This window comes from Sulfurirhabdus autotrophica (genome assembly GCF_004346685.1).
Classification (GTDB): domain Bacteria; phylum Pseudomonadota; class Gammaproteobacteria; order Burkholderiales; family SMCO01; genus Sulfurirhabdus; species Sulfurirhabdus autotrophica.
In genome coordinates this window covers 29,001-45,788 of record NZ_SMCO01000024.1, presented here as the reverse complement: position 1 = coordinate 45,788, position 16,788 = coordinate 29,001, and the positions used below count along the sequence as shown (strand labels likewise).

The following is a 16,788-nucleotide window of genomic DNA, read 5'->3' as shown; positions in this document are numbered from 1 at the left end:
TTGCAATTTCGACTGGCTGGTCAAAAAGGCTCGGATGCTACCGCATCTCGCCCTCTTAACCAACATTACTCAAAATTGCACTTCATCCTTGAATCTGCCGGACTATTAAAACGGGTTTAAGCGTGATTTGATCTGTTCAAATAATAGCGGTGAAATGGATGGCTCCTCTGTATCGATTAAGATGGTTTCAGCTAGTTCATCTGGCGTTAACGGCTGCTGCGAACGAATCTGGTTTGCCAGGACAGCGAGGTTGGCTTCTGATGCATCAGTTCCGCATTTTTCACGTTGAATGATACGTGCTCGTAAAATGCTTTCAGGTGCAACAAAATCAAGGATAAGAAAAGGGGCGCAAAGCTCCGCGGCCAGTACTTTAAAAGCATCCCGATCAGCTTGTTTTAAAAAAGTGGCATCAGCAATGACAGAAAACCCTGCCAATATGAGACTGCGGGCTATAGCTGCAAGTTGTGTATAGGTTTGGTTACCTGCATCCTGGGTGTATATGCCAATATTAATTTCGCTTCCGCTTTTTTCATGGAGCGCAAAATTAAATAGCCGTTTTCGTTCCACATCAGAACGGATCCGAATAGCGCATATTTCTTCCAGTATTGATTGGCTAAAGGTTGTTTTGCCCGAACCTGAAAATCCGTGTGTAATACACAGAGCAGGTCGTGGTGGTTTTATGAAACTATCAGCTAATTGAATGAACTGACGATACTGCGCCATTAACGCTTCGCGCTGCTCATTATTCAAGCCAGGCTGATTGGCTCGGATGCAGGTAACTTTTGCGCGAACCAGTGCACGGTAAACAAGATAATACCGAAGCACTTTGATACCGTAGTAGTCACCGGTAATTTCCATATAATGATTTAAAAATCGCCATGCAAGTTTGTTTTGGTTGCGGTGGAATAAGTCCATAGCAACAAATGCGATTTCGCTGATAACATCAATCCAGCGCAAGTTTTCATTAAACTCAATGCAGTCAAAAATTGTGACAACATCATCAATTAGCGCCATATTGCCCATATGCATGTCACCGTGGCATTCCCTAATGAAACCGTTTGCTTTGCGTTCATCAAAGTCGGATTGATGGGTAATAAATGTGTCCTCAGTCCAGGTGAGCAGTTGCGCAAATTGTTTAATGTCATCCTGTAGATGAAGCAAAGGCTTTATCTGCTCAAAATTTTCCAAAGCAGGCTGGCGGATATTCTGGTTTGATCCGAATGGGCTTTCTCGCGAAGCGACGGGAATTGATTGGTGAAAAGCAGCGATTTTGCTTGCTATCTGATCAATATGCTTAGCTTGAAGCATACCGTGGCTTTCTAGCTGATCAAGCAAACTATCTTGAGAAAACTGGTGCATCTTCACAGCGTATTCAATTGCAGGTTCATCGCCATTGATCAAGGGGCGAGCGACTGAACCAGTAATGGCGACAACATCCAAATAGAGATCAGGCGCTAAACGTTGGTTGAGTCGCAGCTCTTCCTGGCAGTAAAAATGGCGTTTTTCCAAGGTGCTGAAATCAAGGAAACCCAGATTCAGTGCTTTCTTGATTTTGTAGGCGAAAATACCGGTGAGTAACACGTAAGAAATGTGGGTTTCCAGCAGGTCTGCGCGGCTGATATCTGGTTGATCAACTGCGGATTGTTGCAGAGATTGAATCAACGCGTTTTGCTTATCAGGATTCATGGCTGGCAATCGCTATGCATATTGCTGATAATAGCATCTTTTAACTGAATCCAATTTTTATCAAGCGAGGGTAATACTATGTCCGGTGGTGAATTTCACGTTCACGGCGCGCATGAGCACGAAGTAGAACATCATGCTCAGCATGGTCCAGGCCTAGGACAATCTGTTGCAATTTTTACTGCCATTTTGTCTACAGTTGGTGCGATAGTCAGCTATCAGGGTGGGGCCACTCAAAATGAGGCGATGTTATTCAAGAACGAGGCAGTTTTGAAGAAAGCGCAGGCATCAGATCAGTGGAACTTTTATCAGTCAAAAAGCAATAAAGGTCATCTCATGGAACTGGCTGCTGATATGGCACCAGCAGATAAACAGGCTCATTATCAGAAGTTGATTGAGAAATATGAAAATGATAAGAAAGAAATCAAACTAAAGGCAGAGGCATTGGAAGCAGAATCTGCTAAAGCAAATGAAGAAAGTGAGCACATAATGCACCCGCACCATCGGCTGGCCCAAGCTATGACATTGATCCAGATTTCCATTGCGCTGGCTTCCATTACCGTATTGACGCGTAAAAAATGGCTGTTTGCTTTGGCTGCAATTGCCGCATCAGGTGGACTTGTATTGTGGGGGGCTGCCCTTTTTGCTTAGGCGGAAATTTATCCATGAAAGAAATTTTGTATGACTGGAATGGCGTAAATGTATGGCTGTTCCATTTTATTAATAACATTCGATCTGAATTTATAGATAAATTCATGCTGCTTGGAACTGAGTTGGGAGGCCATGCGCATTTTCCTTATTATTTAGCTGTATTTACATTGGCGGCTGTGATTGCTGTTTCTGGAAAATCAATACAGGAGCCTGCTCAATACAAAGAGCAGGCAACCAGTTGGTTAATCGTTATTGCCGTGTTCAGTATTGCTTATTTGCTGGATGGATTGCTGCTTGGCACGCTCAAGCCGCTCCTGGATTTTCCTCGACCGCCCCTGGCTTTGCCAGTTGGCAGCGTTCATATCATAGGGCAAGCTGAATATCACCATAGCTTGCCGAGTGGGCATTCTTCTTTTGCCATGCTGATTGTGGCCAGTCTCTGGCCAGTTTTGAATAGCTGGTGGCGGCTTGGTGGTATTGTGTTTGTATTATGGATTGGTTTATCCAGAGTCAGCTTGGGTGCGCATTTTCCAGCTGATGTGGTTGCTGGATTTTTGTCCAGTTTGTTTGTTGTGATTCTGGTGCGAGCTGTGCTTTGGGGAATAAGTAGAATGTGTACCAGGTCGGCGTAATCTAAATGATCTTTACATGGAAATGTTATTGAGGAATTGAGAAATGGCTGTAACAACAATTGATTTAATTCGCCATGGTGAACCTGTTGGGGGAAGGAAATACCGCGGGCAAACGGATGATCCTTTAAGCGAAAAAGGACTAAAGCAAATGTGGTCGTCCGTAGGGGGCTTTCACGATTGGCAGCAAATTATATCGTCACCGCTATTACGTTGCAGTGCATTTTCCCAGTTGCTTCATGAAAAATGGGGCATTCCCGTGAAACATGATGCGAGATTAAAGGAAGTTGTATTCGGTGAATGGGAAGGTAAAACACCCCAGGAGCTGAAGGAAGGGAATCCAGATATCTTGCTCGATTTTAAGCTGGACCCCATTGGTAACCGACCTGCAGGCGCGGAAACACTGGATGCATTTCATGCGCGTGTTTCCCAGGCCTGGCAGGCAATACAGGAAGAATACTATGGCCAGCATGTACTGGTAGTATGTCACGCTGGCGTGATTCGCATGATTCTGGCGCATGTGCTGGGTATTCCGCTGGCGAATGTTTACAAGATACAAGTAGCCAGCGCAGCAATTACACGTATGGCAGTGGAAGGTCAGGGGGCGCGTGCGCTCACAAGTTTGTTATTTCACGATGGCAAGCTTGATAGCAACAGGAAAGTGGCAGATTAATTCCACATGCACAGAACAGGGGCGTGCGTGCAGCTTTCTTGTGCACGGTTTAGTACTGTTCTGTGCTTTTTTATGGCTTCAATCAAGTGCATCTGCACAAGAATTAACGCTCAGCATTGAAGATATTCAAAGCCCATCGTTTAGTGCCAGCGCTATAGTTGCAAAGTTACGAGGAGAGGATTTCTCAACTTTGACTGTTGAGATTGGTGAACTGATTGTCCAGGGAAAAAAATGGAAAAAAGTGGGATTGATCTGTGCCGATGTAAGGCTGGAAAAGCGTGGTGTGTATTGTAAAAAAGGAATGTTTAAGGGAAAAATATCTTTTCCTGTCAGTTTCAGTTATTTGCCCGGAGAAAAGCAGCTAAGTTTGACTTTAAATCCTGCGCCGCGTGAAAAGTGGGAGCTGTTCGCTCAATTAAGAAACTCATCATGGGAAACCCGCTTGTCCGTTACTAACGGAGCAGTAGCGCAATTAGCGCCATGGTTACCTGCAACAACGCCTGTACCGAGTGCCGGTCTCATCAGCGGTCAGTTAAGTCTTGCCGGGAAAGATAAAGTACCCCTAAGCGTCAGTGGAGATATACAGTTCAAACAGCTCGCTTTTAGCGATGCAACGGGCCTGCACGCAGGTGAAAAAATGGATGGTCGTGTCAAAATGCAGGCTAATAAGCGTGGCACAGCCTGGAAATGGCAGGCTGATTTGGACTTGCGCAATGGGGAAGTGTTTTGGCAGCCGCTTTATTTTTCGAAAGGAGGGCACAGCTTAACAGTCAAAGGCAGCCTGAATAAAAATTTCTTCACGGTGGAACAAGGTCAGCTAAAGCTGGATGGCATAGGTAATGCGGAGCTTTCAGGGAAGTGGAATCAGGTGGATGGGTATTTAAATGATTTTGATTTGCGCGGTTCAGGGATCAATGTTGATGGTTTATACCGTATTTTGCTGAAGCCGTATTTTGAAAAAACCGCATTTGCCGATCTGAAAACGAAAGGCAAGATAGACTTGAACTGGCAGTTCAGAAATCGTGCCACACAAGTATTTGATTTTAAGACACATGATGTTGATATTGATGATGAAAAACAGCGTTTTGCATTAAATGGCATGAATGCAAATATTCCCTGGAACCGAGCTCAACCTGCTCAGGCAAATATTCGGATCAAGACTGGTCGGGTATTGAATCTGCCTTTGGGAGAAATGCACATTCCTTTGCAAATGGATGGATTACACTTTGCGCTTGCATCGCTCAGCATTCCATTGCTTGATGGAAAGTTGAATTTGGCTGATTTTGAAGCTTCGATGCAGAATAATGCATGGCGGTGGCAATTCAGCGGAGGGATAGCACCCATATCTATGGAGCAGTTTTCGAATGCCATGAAAATACCGGTTATGCAGGGTACGCTGTCAGGTGTTATTCCCAAAATTACTTATGCCGATGAGACACTTCGCATGAATGGCGCGCTGCTGTTCAAGCTATTCGATGGTACCGTTGTGGTTAAAAATCTGGTCATGCTGGAGCCACTTGGTCTTGCACCACGCTTAATGTCGGATGTGGATATGAGAAATCTGGATTTGGGATTGCTTACCAATGCATTTTCGTTTGGCAGTATTGAAGGCCGAATTGATGTGAACGTTGAGGATATGGTCATGTCCAACTGGCAACCTGTGAGATTCAAAGCAAAAGTTTTAAGCAGCCCGGGCAGTTATCGCAAGAAAATTTCCCAGCGCGCGGTGCAAAATATTTCCGCATTAGGTGGCGCAGGTGCTGCAGCAGCTATTCAACGGAGTTTTTTGGGTATTTTTGAACAGTTTGGATATGACAAGATTGGTTTGAGTTGTGCCCTTGTAAATGGCGTTTGTGTGATGGAGGGCGTGGAGAACACCGCTAATGGTTTTGTTATCGTAAAAGGCGGTGGGATTCCGGCTATCACTGTAATCGGCTACAATCGACAGGTAAGCTGGGACGAATTGTTGCAACGTTTGAAACGCATTACTCAGAGTAATGTTAAGCCAGTAGTTCAATAATGGAAGGAGTTTACATGCGAGTTTTATCATTACCCACGCTATTGTTACTGAGTTTGGCCGGGTTGTTGGCATCCTGTGTCACTATCAATATTTATTTTCCTGCGGCAGCTGCTGAAAAAGCGGCCGATAAAATTATTGAGGAAGTATGGCAACTTAAAAAGCCGGAAGAAAGCAAAGCGCTTCCCAATGCAGTTACACCTGCCACACAGCCTAAACCTTAAGGAGTCGGTGATGAATACATGGATGACACGTTGGACATTGTTTTTTGGATTGCTAGCCTTGATGATTAGCGGTTCTGTTTCTGCCGCTGCCGATCTGGAAGTGAATACTCCTGCTATTTCCAGTATCAAACAAAGCATGCAGGACAGGCATGGCCAGTTGGCGGAGTTCTATACCAGTGGCGCAGTGGGTTTAACCCGTGATGGACAGATAGCTGTGCATGATGCAGGTCTGGTGCCGTTATCCAAACGCCAGCAGGTTAACTCACTGGTAGCAGATGAAAACCGTGATCGTAGTGCGTTGTATCGTGAAATCGCACGCGCAAATGGCCACCCGGAATGGGAAAGCGAAGTGCGTTCTACATTTGCCGATCGATGGGTAAGCAAGGCCGCATCTGGCTGGTGGTACCAAAATGGCAGCGGCAGCTGGGTCAAGAAGTGATACCGGTCATAGTCTTTGATATCGAGACGGTACCTGATACAGAAGGGATACGTAAGCTTTATGACACCGGCCCGGATGTCACTGCCAACGAGTTGGCAGAAATGGCTTTTCAGCATCGTCGACAGGCAACCGGGAACGACTTTCTGCAATTGCATTTGCAGCGTGTGGTTGCCATTTCCTGTGCCATGCGGGACCGCGATTCGTTCAAAGTATGGACGCTAGGCAGCCCGGAAGATCCCGAACAAGATTTGATCAGACGTTTTTTTGACGGAATTGAAAAATTTTCGCCTCAAATAGTCTCATGGAATGGCGGTGGTTTTGATCTTCCCGTATTGCACTATAGGGGCATGATTCACGGGATTCAGGCGCCACGGTATTGGGATATGGGCGAAGATGACCGTGAGTTTAAATGGAATAATTACATTAGTCGTTATCATGCACGACATCTGGATTTGATGGACTTGCTAGCAATGTATCAACCCCGTGCCAATGTGGGATTGGATGATATGGCCAAGCTGATTGGTTTCCCCGGAAAAATGGGGATGGATGGTTCTCAGGTATGGGGGGCATTCCAAAATGGAGAAATAGTATCGATTCGCAACTATTGTGAGACGGATGTGGCAAATACTTATCTGGTGTATTTGCGTTTTCAACTGATGCGCGGGATATTTAATCACGAACAATATGAGCAGGAGTGTGAACTTGTGCGCAGCACCCTGCAAAAATCAGATGAACCACATTGGCGTGAATTTCTTAGCCGCTGGAGCTAGATAGAATGCCTGCTTCCATTTTGATGCCAGATCTCAAATACCGCAATTTTTGGTTGTTCATGGGCTTTGTGTGGATTGCGTTGGATATTTATCTTTCCCTTATGCATAATCCACCGCAGATTTTAGATGTGCATATGGCAGACAAAATTGAGCACTTTGCAGCTTATGCATTATTGATGTTCTGGTTTTGCCAGATATTCTGGGAATTCTCCCGGCAGTTGAAAGTAGCTATTGCCCTCGCAGCGCTTGGGGTATCTATGGAAATAGTGCAAGGTATGGAAGGTTTTCGTGTGTTTGAGTATGCGGACATGCTGGCAAATACAATAGGTGTTTTGATTGGTTGGGGGGTTGGAAAAACGGTATTAAAGCACACCCTGTGCCAATTTGAACGAGTGATAGTACGTTAATTTATTTTGTAGTGATTTATGACAGTAATTGTAGAATCTTTAGATCAAGAAGGTCGCGGAGTCGCCCATGTTGAAGGCAAAGCGGTATTCATTGAAGGTGCGCTGCCAGGTGAGCATGTCACCTATTCCGTATTTAAAAAGAAGCCGAATTACGATCAGGCTACGGTAAAGGAAATCCACCGGCCCAGTGCCATGCGTGCAGTGCCAAAGTGTAGCTATTTTGGTATATGTGGTGGCTGCAGTATGCAACATCTGGAGCCATCCGCGCAGGTTGCGGCCAAACAGCGGATTCTGGAGGACAATTTAAAGCATATCGGAAAAGTGTCACCCGAGATTATTTTCAGGCCAACTTATGGTACGCCTTGGGGTTACCGGCATCGTGCGCGGATGTCGGTAAAGTTTGTAGAAAAAAAAGGTGGAGTGCTGGTCGGATTTCACGAAAAACGCAGTTCATTCATCGCCAATATGGATAGTTGCGAAGTGTTGCCTGCGCGCATTTCAGCCCTGATCAAACCACTTCGGGACATGTTCAGCGGGCTTTCCATCCTGAACAGAATTCCACAGGTAGAAGTGGCGCTGGGTGATCATGTCGATATTCTTGTATTGCGCATTCTTGATCCGCTCAGTGAACACGACGAAGTGATTTTGAAGGCCTTTGCTGATCAGCACCATATCCAGTTCTGGTTACAGCCACAAAAAGAAGATAGCGCCTATCCATTTTATCCGCTGGATGCACCAATGCTCTCTTACAGCCTTCCTGAGTTCAATGTCACCATGCCCTACCGCCCCACTGAATTTACCCAGGTAAATGCGGGTATTAACCGCATTCTGGTAAGACGAGGGTTACAATTGCTTAATCCAAAGCAGGGCGAACGTATTGTTGATTTGTTTTGTGGTTTAGGTAACTTTACTTTGCCCATAGCGCGTAGCGGTGCAGAAGTGGTGGGCATAGAAGGCAGTCTTGAACTGGTGCGTCGAGCGCAATCCAATGCAGCTTACAATCACATCACCAATGCATCCTTTATGCAGGCTAATTTGTTCGATGCAACAAGAGAGAGCATTGCTGATCTTGGTCATCTGGACAAAATGCTGATTGATCCTCCTAGAGATGGTGCATTTGCAGTGGTTAACGCGTTAAATGAGGCGCACCTTCCTCACCGTATTGTCTATGTTTCGTGCAGTCCCTCTACGTTGGCACGAGATGCAGAAGTGCTGGTGCACACCAAGGGTTATAAATTGAAAGGTGCAGGAGTCATTAACATGTTCCCGCATACCGCACATATAGAATCCATCGCATTGTTTGAGCAATAAGCCATAAAAAAGGGCGAACCTGAGTTCGCCCGTTCATTTCAAGTTGTTAACACGTTAATCACGTTCACCAGACAGTGCCATCAGCAAGCTCAACAGATTTACGAAGATATTATAAATATCCAGGTAAAGCGCTAAAGTAGCCATAATGTAGTTGGTTTCACCACCGTTAATGATCCGACTTACATCATACAAAATGTAGCCAGAAAAAATCAGGATGGAAATGGCCGAAATCGCCAATGCAGCAGCCGGAACCTGGAAGAACATGTTAGCAAGCGAAGCAATAATCAGCAGAATCAAGCCAACAAACAGGAAGTTACCCAGAAAGCTGAAGTCCTTTTTGGAAATTGTAGCAAACCCAGCCAGGCTAAAGAAAATAATGCCTGTACCACCAGCCGCCATCCCCACAAGTTGTGCGCCATTACGCAAGTGCAATGCAGCTTGAAGGATCGGGCCAAGCATCAATCCCATGAAAAAGGTCAAAGCGAGTAACAACGCGATTCCTACTCCAGTGTTACGATTAGCCTGAATGCTGTAGAAAAGCCCGAACATGACGGCCAGCATACCAATCATACCCATGATTGGATGCTGTGCCATGAAAGAGAAATTCATGCTGAGCCCCATCATCGCACCAATAACGGTCGGGATCATGGATAGCCCAAGCATCATGTAAGTATTGCGCAACACCTTGTGGGTGCCAACAGCAATCTGTGCAGATTGTGAGGTCATTTGAATATCAGGTTGCATGCAGAAACTCCTTCTATGGTTTAACAACTACTCATAAGACTACCCAACAATACAAAAAGTTTCAACCCTAGCCAAAAAGCTTATAAAAGGGTATGATGCGCATCACTGGAGGTGTGGCCGAGCGGTTGAAGGCACCAGTCTTGAAAACTGGCGACGGGGTGACTCGTTCGTGAGTTCGAATCTCACCGCCTCCGCCAATTTAGCATCCTAAGTCGTCCGTTATAGCCATGAGACCCTAGTTTTTATGCGGTTTTATGGCTTCTAGTAGTCCAGTGTGGTGTGGTAAGAGCCCATTGCATCCGGTTCTAAATCGTGGTAAAAATCGTGGTAACGAAATTACCACGGTCTGGAGTTACCACGATGGCTACCAATCTGTTGTCCGCTGCCGAATGTAAAAACGCTACCAGCAATGGGGCAGGTATCCGCAAACTCCATGATGGTGATGGCCTTTATTTGTGGGTTTACCTTGATGGCCGGAAGTATTGGCGTATGCGTTACTGGCAGTCAGGTAAAGAAAAATCTCTCTCCATCGGTGTTTATCCTAAAGTATCCCTTAGTGATGCACGAAAAAAGGGCGAAGAGGTACGCAAGCAATTGGAAGCTGATCTCGACCCATCCGCCGAGCGTAAAGCTACGAATCTACGTAAAAAACTCTCCGCCGAAAATTCATTTGAAGCTGTTGCGCGTGAATGGTACGCCAAACAACTGCATACATGGGTAGAGCATCATGCTAGTGATGTAAAGCGCCGTCTTGAAAATAATATTTTCCCCAGCCTCGGTAAGCGCCCCATAGATCAAATAGAAGCGCCAGAATTACTGGAAACTATCCGAAAGATAGAAACACGTGGCGCATATGATCTTGCTCATCGGGTGTTGCAAGTTTGCGGGCAGGTATTTCGATACGGAATTGCTACGGGCCGTTGTACACGTAATTTGTCCGTAGATTTGCGTGGTGCACTCACCCCGCATGTAAAAAAACATCAATCTGCCGTTCGCCCTGAAGAGTTGCCTGACCTGATGCGCGCTATTACCAAGTATGATGAAATAGGTGATAAGCAAACCCGCCTTGCTCTGCAACTGCTGGCGCAAACTTTTGTTCGCACCAATGAACTAATAGGCGCGGAGTGGGTGGAGCTTGATTTGGATAACGCACTGTGGGTTATTCCCTCTGGTCGTATGAAGATGAAAACCGAGCACGTTGTTCCTTTGTCCAGGCAGGCGCTCACTATGCTGGCTGAACTCAAGGAACTGTCTGGCGGCAGTCGCTATGTTTTCCCTGGCAGGAACCGCGATAAACCGATCAGCAATAACACCATGCTGTTTGCTCTATATCGGTTGGGTTATAAGGGTAAGATGACCGGCCACGGCTTCCGTGCGGTGGCTTCTACCATACTCAACGAAACAGGCTTCAACCCTGATGTGATTGAGCGCCAGCTTGCCCACTGCGAGCGTAATGAGATAAGGGGTGCATACAACCGTGCCGAATACCTACCAGATCGTAAGAACATGATGCAGTACTGGGCGGATTACCTCGATTCAATTGAGGCAGGGGCTAAAGTAATATCAATACATGCCAACGCAAGGAATCTCTGACCATGCTTACTCCATCTCCTCAATACGGTCTACGGCAAGTATTAATCCATGTAACTATCGGCGATTACTTTCCTCCATCGACAGACTCTGCGCCGGAAATTTCTTTGCTACGTGCAGCTAATCGTTCCATGCTTCGCAAAAAGAATGGAACGACGGATGTATTCTTGTTTGTGTTGGTTGGCCACTACGATACCGATATGGCTAGAGAGGTTATCTCTGGATATGGATTCACAAACTTTAGTGTCATTACTATGGAAAGTGATCAGCTCGATGAGCAATTGAGTATCAGCTATGGCGGCAATGTAAGTGCTGAAGTCGGCGACTGTGTTTCATCTTGGCTCAATAGAGAGCATCCAGGTGCGTTAGCCCTGTTCAGCCGGGAATATCAGAGCGCGCCATTCTGGTGGACAGGCATCGAACATGATGACGGTGTTTTAGAGCGGCCCTTCAATACTGATGATTTTGCTTCTGAACTTCCTGCTACACATCGTACACGTGCGGCGACTTGGCTGATCGTGCTGGGTAATGTAGCGAAATTGCATACCGTCCAAGCAACAAGCCCTGACGTGTTAGGCAGCGATAGGGCTGCATCTTGGGCTGCCACTTTGTGTGAATGGCTGCATGGCTTTAACGCTGCGAGTGGTAATGGGTATAACGATTTTGATGCTGACTCTGTGAGCGAGAAATTGGGGATGTCTGATTTTTATCTGGGTTTTGAGTTTGCCCGTTTATGTACAGATGATCTGGAGACATTGTGCGACGAGCATGATCTTGATCTTGATAAGATCGGATGGCTGGCGGTGGCTGCGATTACTGCCAATCTACGAGATGAGCTGCGGAGTATGCTGTCAGATTTTTTTGATGGGGATAGTGGGCTTTTATGGGTGTTGTATTCGAGTATTTGGCCCCGGTTTGCCAAGCCTATGGTTGATTACAGCCAGGAATTGCTGCAAACGGATGACTATAACCGTCTTGCCGAATTGGACGCACCATGGCGGTTTGTTTCCGAGGGGTGGTGTGATGAGGCTGATGTCTGATGAGTGTTATCGGTGTGTATGAAAGAGCTCATCCACTGCGCCGTAGTGATCAGCTAAAAAAAAATCCTCAGGTTTTGTAAAAAAAAATAAAAATTAAATGTTTTTCCTAAGTGGGATTGATGGCCATGTTGCCAAATTTAATGTATCCCTTCTTTAATTTATTTAATCTGCATGCCCGCACCAGAGTCACGCAATTTTCGGAATACTGCTTCTGCAATGTCGTTGACATCTGATTGCGCAGACTGTTTTGGTGATGCCAAGCTTCGAATGATTTCCCCTTGACGCTGACACGCAACCTCGCCATAACTAAGAAAAGTTGTCAAAACTTTCTCATGCCCGAGATTCTGGCTCCATGCCTTGAACTGTTCGGGGGAGTTGCATACTTCCTGGCCGAGTTGGACAAGTGTGTTTCTAAAGCTGTGCGGGTTGAAATACGGCAGTCCAGCGCTGATGAAGGCTTCTTGAAATATTGTTCGAATTGGTGAGGCGGTGCTCCAATGATCCTTTGTCAGGCCCGCCGCTTCAAACTGGTGAGTTAACCCAAGAGCAATGCGCGTTGCCGGGAAGAGTGGATCGTCATTGCCCCAAAGGTTCTCATCTCGAAGATATGATACCCACTCCGACACAATCACACGTATATCCTCACCCACAGGGAAAAAGAAAGTATTGAATGTTTTGCTGAATTTAGTCTTAACTTCGCGGGCATCTTGATTTACGCTGTTCGCGACTAGATCAACATGTTTTAACCTCATTGAGGCAATAGCACTATCTCTAGCACCAGTTAAAAGCGTGAATGCGATGAGTGCTTGATTACGCCGCTCTATAGCTGTGCTATTTGGCATCATCTTAATGACATGCCTTATCTGTTCCAGTGTTGGCACTTTTTGTTCCCGCTGGGCTGTAGCGACACGAGTGTCCTTGTCAGATAAATTAAAATACTCAGCGTCTGAACACTGAATGCGGGACTTGTAACCTGGTTCCCACGCGAGCCATTGGAAGAATCGTTTGAGTTGTGTGAGTGTTGCATGTAAGGTTGACTTGCTCAATTTCTCCCCTGATTGTTGAGCTTTCTGTTCAGCAAGGTGCTTCTTGAATGCAACCGCCTGTTCAAAGTGAAACGTCTTGAAGTCACGATGCTTGGTATAAATTTCAAAACGATTGAGTGCCTTTGCAGCTGCATCTACTGTTGGCTCGCTATGGCGTTTTGCTTCCTTCAGATAGGCGAAATACTTACGCTTGATTCTTTCATTATTTGCGCTGTGTTTTGTCATGGTTTGATGTCCTTATAATAAGTCACTGTTTACGGTGGGTTGGGTGCTCTCAACTATGTGTTTCAGTGCTTGCGGTATTGAGATGTCCATATAGCGGCGAAACTCATCCAGTTTGGACAAGCAAACACGCCTATTCATGATTGCTTCACAGTCCGGGCAGATCGCTACTAGGTTGCCTAGCGTATCGGTTTTGGACTGATATTCCGCCATGTCTCCGGCGGGTGCTTTCGGCGAGCGGCACCGAACGCAATACATTTCGCCTGGCTCGCATGGTCGCTTATGTTTAACCCGCTTCACTTGAAGGAAGGAATAAAGAGTCTGCCCATGGATCAGCATCGGTCGTTTGTTATCGACTGTAGTGAGACCATTTTTTAACCAACTTCTTACCGTATTTTTATGAACGCTGAACAGCTTTGCGATCTCTTCAACGGAGTAGCTGCGATGGATTTTGACGTGGCGGTGATTGGGATGTTGTTTTTTCATGATGGTTAACCGCTCCCACTTGCTTTAGCATACTCTTCTGCCGTGCATTTCTCGGCAGCTTCATATTCAGCAACAAATGAATCTTTAATAACAGACCTCCCTGGTGACTGGTTTTGACTTGGCTTTCCTGTACTTTGCTGTACTAAGGACTCGCCTCTATCTTGATGGGGTAGACGCGGGGTACTCGACAAGGTACTCGAAACACCATCAGCGGCAATCTTTGCAGGGCGTTTACGCTTGTTGTTTGTTATTGCTGAACCAAGTTTTCCACCATGGCTTTGCTTGTTCTTTCGATCCGCCAAGTGCGCCCGATAATTTTCTAGTTCAGGACTAATAATGAAACCGTCTATAACTTCAAAAAAAGGCATAACTGCAACAAGCGAGCTATCTATTTCAGCAACTGGCACCCCCAGTACTTTTGCTAAGTCGTTATGGTTTTGTGGAAGCCGAACATTTACCCAACACTCAAGACGCATCGTATAAAGCAATCCACGATCCTGTAGCGTCATGGTTCGGAAGGGTAACTGTGCCAAGATGGTTGCTGCATATTCTTGGTAAGCAGGGGCGTCACGGTTTTGACTCATTGCGCACCCCTCACGAGACAGTCTTGCGACTTTGCTTGATTCGGAGTGCTTGCCATTCAGCTATTGATTGTTCAGTCCATGCTACAGCTCTGGCACCGATGGAAATGGGGGCGGGAAAGTCACCGCGACGGATTGCTTCGTATATCCAGCTACGCGATAAGCCCGTCAGGATTTTTACCTGCTTGAGTCGGAGGAATGATTGCAATTGTTCGGCCATGATTTTGTCCTAACGAACAAGACCTGGTGCTCCGCGTCGCTAGCTGGCCTTGTTCGCACTATTGAGGATTGCAGCGGAACACTTGATAGAACTATGCGCGGGCAAAAAAATAGGCGGAACTATGCCTTACTTTATTAATTAATTTAAAATCAGAGGGTTATTTAGGCGGCTTTAGGTAGTTAGGCAGGTTTTGTTATTTTGGATGGATTTGGAACTTGGGCGGGGACTTTATTTTCCATTCGACTCTTATTCTGCGCAATACAGTATCGACTGAAATTTTAAGCTCTAATGCCAATTTATTAGCCACTTTGTCTTTTGTGGGGAGTCTCTTAGTGGAGGTGAATATCTCGGTGGCTATTTCGTTTGCTCTCTGTTGCATTTGTAGATCGTGATTTAGGTGACCAGAAGGTTTGATGATTACTGGCAGTAAGTCACTACTAGACAATTTTTTGGTTACATCTTCGCCGAAGTCTTCAATCTCAATGTGCGCCACATGGGTTAGCAAAAACAGAGCCGTCTCCTTGGGTGGCCAGGTTTCGTCCCTTGTCCATTGGGTTCCACCCATGGTTGGGTGAAGATCCAATAATCGTGATTCAGTAATCTTGGCGCGGATATAAGCTTCAGGCTGAATGCCGGGTTGTTTGCTCCAGCGTTCGATCAATGTCTTCCCTGTTATATAACGATCATTAGGCTGGAAGTTGGAAACATCGTCTGCTAGAAACCAGCAAGCCATCAGAGGCGCTAGATAGTCCGTGCCCATGAAATAATCGAAATAGAATCTTTGTGGGGTCTCTAACTCGTTGGCGTTCATGTAAGCAGCAAGACCACCCTCGTTCGGCCCCATCCAGATCCAAGTGGCGATTTCTTCTGGTGATGCGTTCAGCCGATCAGAAAGCAGTTTAAGTGTCTTTGGGTAGGGAATGTATACAGCTTTGTCCGAAGTGGGTGATGCCTTTGGTCTCTTGCTCCAATGGACCAAATAATTTCCCCGCGAATTGCGCTCTTTTTGTTCCATAACAGTGAGTTCGCGTCGCAACTCAGCGAGACGGGTTTCTTTTTTATCAAGATCACTGGCAGTCGGGGCTGAAATCGTCTCCCAATTATTGATCGCCTTTTTGATGCCGGCCTTGTGTTCGAAAAATTCCCACCAGAATTCTCTGTCTTTTTCGGTAGCTGGGTCGTGTTGATAGTCTAATTGTGCTGCCACGCTGCGCCGTTGGTCTGGAGATAAGTCGCTCCAAGGTATCGGAAAAAAATCGGTTTCGACGCGCTTTTTTTGCATTTCAGGCAGGGCCTCTAAGGGTGTATCGAACCAGTCCTCCAATGCTTTTGTTAGGGAATCGAAAACCATCAAGCCTCTTTAATGTATGTGGTAAACAAATCAACAGTCCGTTTTAGCAGGTCGGGCTCTGAAATCCCTCGGACCTGAAGTGCACCTGCTCCTTATGCAGGGCATATGTTCATTCCGTGAGAGGTGATATAAATTTATATGTATTATGCCGGACTTTACAGTGTTTTTGCAGTGCAAATCCCATCATATGGGAAACAATAAAAACAATAGTTACTGACAAAACCTTTCTAATAAATTTCTGTATCAAACATGGTCGGCAAGATGCGCTTACGTTGAGTAATGGCATCTTGCCGACACTTAATCCACCTGAAACGCTGGCAGAAGCTTTTGAAATACCCAAGGCTGGTGCCACCGTTTTTTTGCCATTCGGCTGGATACCAATTGCTTGTAGCTATCTGGAGAAGGGGCCACCTTACGTCTATGTCGACCTTGATTGCAAATTCGGCAGGCTGCGGCTATGTTGGATTGAACAACTGTACCACCATCCTTATGAGCTTCAAGATGTTCACCTGTACATTGTAAATCCTTGGCTTGTCTTCGGGTAATTCCACACTTAGTGATAAATTCAGTAGGATTCTCAGACCACATAGGGCAACCACAATAACAGCAAAGGCCAGACTGAAGAACAAAGGCAATAGTGCGAGGGCGAATGAGGGATTTTCTTTTAGGCATGAGAGGCTCCAATAAAAATATAAAGGAACCCG

General features: G+C 45.9%; 19 protein-coding genes and 1 tRNA gene. 12 read left to right on the top strand and 8 right to left on the bottom strand.

Annotated elements, in window-relative coordinates:
* Nucleotides 1-105: 105 nt before the first annotated feature.
* On the bottom strand, nt 106-1,686 hold the full coding sequence (locus EDC63_RS16305) for a bifunctional aminoglycoside phosphotransferase/ATP-binding protein (RefSeq protein WP_124946696.1): 1,581 nt from the start codon (nt 1,684-1,686) through the stop codon (nt 106-108).
* Nucleotides 1,687-1,764: 78 nt separating this feature from the next.
* On the opposite strand from EDC63_RS16305, the gene EDC63_RS16300 reads away from it, so the two are divergent.
* From EDC63_RS16300 to rlmD, 9 genes are read left to right on the top strand one after another with little or no spacing between them, the layout of a single operon-like run.
* The gene (locus EDC63_RS16300) at nt 1,765-2,334 is read left to right on the top strand and encodes a DUF4337 domain-containing protein (protein ID WP_124946695.1); all 570 of its coding nucleotides are present in this window, start codon (nt 1,765-1,767) and stop codon (nt 2,332-2,334) included.
* A gap of 14 nt (nt 2,335-2,348) precedes the next feature.
* The gene (locus EDC63_RS16295; RefSeq protein WP_165923021.1) at nt 2,349-2,966 is read left to right on the top strand and encodes a phosphatase PAP2 family protein; all 618 of its coding nucleotides are present in this window, start codon (nt 2,349-2,351) and stop codon (nt 2,964-2,966) included.
* A gap of 43 nt (nt 2,967-3,009) precedes the next feature.
* Nucleotides 3,010-3,636, top strand: a complete 627-nt coding sequence (locus tag EDC63_RS16290) for a histidine phosphatase family protein (RefSeq protein WP_124946693.1) — start codon at nt 3,010-3,012, stop codon at nt 3,634-3,636.
* Nucleotides 3,599-5,656, top strand: coding sequence for a translocation/assembly module TamB domain-containing protein (locus EDC63_RS16285; protein ID WP_124946692.1), 2,058 nt, complete (start codon nt 3,599-3,601; stop codon nt 5,654-5,656). Before EDC63_RS16290 ends, EDC63_RS16285 begins: the two co-directional genes overlap by 38 nt.
* A gap of 14 nt (nt 5,657-5,670) precedes the next feature.
* Nucleotides 5,671-5,877 carry a hypothetical protein gene (locus tag EDC63_RS16280; RefSeq protein ID WP_124946691.1) on the top strand — a complete coding sequence of 69 codons (207 nt, stop codon included), beginning with the start codon at nt 5,671-5,673 and terminating at the stop codon, nt 5,875-5,877.
* Nucleotides 5,878-5,899: 22 nt separating this feature from the next.
* Nucleotides 5,900-6,316: a YdbL family protein gene (locus EDC63_RS16275; RefSeq protein WP_370685880.1), complete on the top strand. Its 417-nt coding sequence runs from the start codon at nt 5,900-5,902 to the stop codon at nt 6,314-6,316.
* Entirely contained in the window at nt 6,313-7,086 is a 774-nt protein-coding gene (locus EDC63_RS16270) for a 3'-5' exonuclease (protein WP_124946689.1), read from the top strand. The genes EDC63_RS16275 and EDC63_RS16270 overlap by 4 nt, the downstream gene beginning before the upstream one ends.
* Nucleotides 7,087-7,091: 5 nt before the next feature.
* Nucleotides 7,092-7,493 (top strand): VanZ family protein, encoded by a 402-nt coding sequence (locus EDC63_RS16265; RefSeq protein WP_124946688.1) that lies wholly within the window; start codon nt 7,092-7,094, stop codon nt 7,491-7,493.
* A gap of 18 nt (nt 7,494-7,511) precedes the next feature.
* Entirely contained in the window at nt 7,512-8,804 is a 1,293-nt protein-coding gene (rlmD, locus tag EDC63_RS16260; protein WP_124946687.1) for a 23S rRNA (uracil(1939)-C(5))-methyltransferase RlmD, read from the top strand.
* A gap of 54 nt (nt 8,805-8,858) precedes the next feature.
* Here the strand turns inward: rlmD and EDC63_RS16255 are convergent, their stop codons facing one another.
* Nucleotides 8,859-9,548 carry a Bax inhibitor-1/YccA family protein gene (locus tag EDC63_RS16255; protein WP_124946686.1) on the bottom strand — a complete coding sequence of 230 codons (690 nt, stop codon included), beginning with the start codon at nt 9,546-9,548 and terminating at the stop codon, nt 8,859-8,861.
* Nucleotides 9,549-9,655: 107 nt separating this feature from the next.
* Between EDC63_RS16255 and EDC63_RS16250 the strand changes: the two genes are divergently transcribed.
* The 3 genes from EDC63_RS16250 to EDC63_RS16240 all read left to right on the top strand — a co-directional run bounded on the left by EDC63_RS16250 (nt 9,656) and on the right by EDC63_RS16240 (nt 12,178).
* Nucleotides 9,656-9,745 (top strand) — tRNA-Ser (locus EDC63_RS16250).
* Between the two features lie 163 nt (nt 9,746-9,908).
* Nucleotides 9,909-11,141: a tyrosine-type recombinase/integrase gene (locus tag EDC63_RS16245; protein WP_124946685.1), complete on the top strand. Its 1,233-nt coding sequence runs from the start codon at nt 9,909-9,911 to the stop codon at nt 11,139-11,141.
* Between the two features lie 2 nt (nt 11,142-11,143).
* A complete protein-coding gene (locus tag EDC63_RS16240; RefSeq protein WP_124946684.1) occupies nt 11,144-12,178 on the top strand; it encodes a hypothetical protein in 1,035 nt (344 codons plus the stop codon).
* Between the two features lie 158 nt (nt 12,179-12,336).
* On the opposite strand, the gene EDC63_RS16235 is transcribed toward EDC63_RS16240, so the two are convergent.
* The 6 genes from EDC63_RS16235 to EDC63_RS16210 form a co-directional block, all read right to left on the bottom strand.
* Complete coding sequence (locus EDC63_RS16235) at nt 12,337-13,449, bottom strand: tyrosine-type recombinase/integrase (protein WP_124946683.1); 1,113 nt, start codon at nt 13,447-13,449, stop codon at nt 12,337-12,339.
* Nucleotides 13,450-13,461: 12 nt separating this feature from the next.
* Nucleotides 13,462-13,932: a helix-turn-helix domain-containing protein gene (locus EDC63_RS16230; protein ID WP_124946682.1), complete on the bottom strand. Its 471-nt coding sequence runs from the start codon at nt 13,930-13,932 to the stop codon at nt 13,462-13,464.
* A gap of 5 nt (nt 13,933-13,937) precedes the next feature.
* Nucleotides 13,938-14,516 (bottom strand): hypothetical protein, encoded by a 579-nt coding sequence (locus EDC63_RS16225; protein WP_124946681.1) that lies wholly within the window; start codon nt 14,514-14,516, stop codon nt 13,938-13,940.
* Between the two features lie 10 nt (nt 14,517-14,526).
* Nucleotides 14,527-14,733: a helix-turn-helix transcriptional regulator gene (locus EDC63_RS16220; protein ID WP_124946680.1), complete on the bottom strand. Its 207-nt coding sequence runs from the start codon at nt 14,731-14,733 to the stop codon at nt 14,527-14,529.
* Between the two features lie 193 nt (nt 14,734-14,926).
* A complete protein-coding gene (locus EDC63_RS16215; RefSeq protein WP_124946679.1) occupies nt 14,927-16,084 on the bottom strand; it encodes a hypothetical protein in 1,158 nt (385 codons plus the stop codon).
* A gap of 297 nt (nt 16,085-16,381) precedes the next feature.
* Nucleotides 16,382-16,756 (bottom strand): HNH endonuclease, encoded by a 375-nt coding sequence (locus tag EDC63_RS16210; protein ID WP_124946678.1) that lies wholly within the window; start codon nt 16,754-16,756, stop codon nt 16,382-16,384.
* Nucleotides 16,757-16,788: the final 32 nt, after the last annotated feature.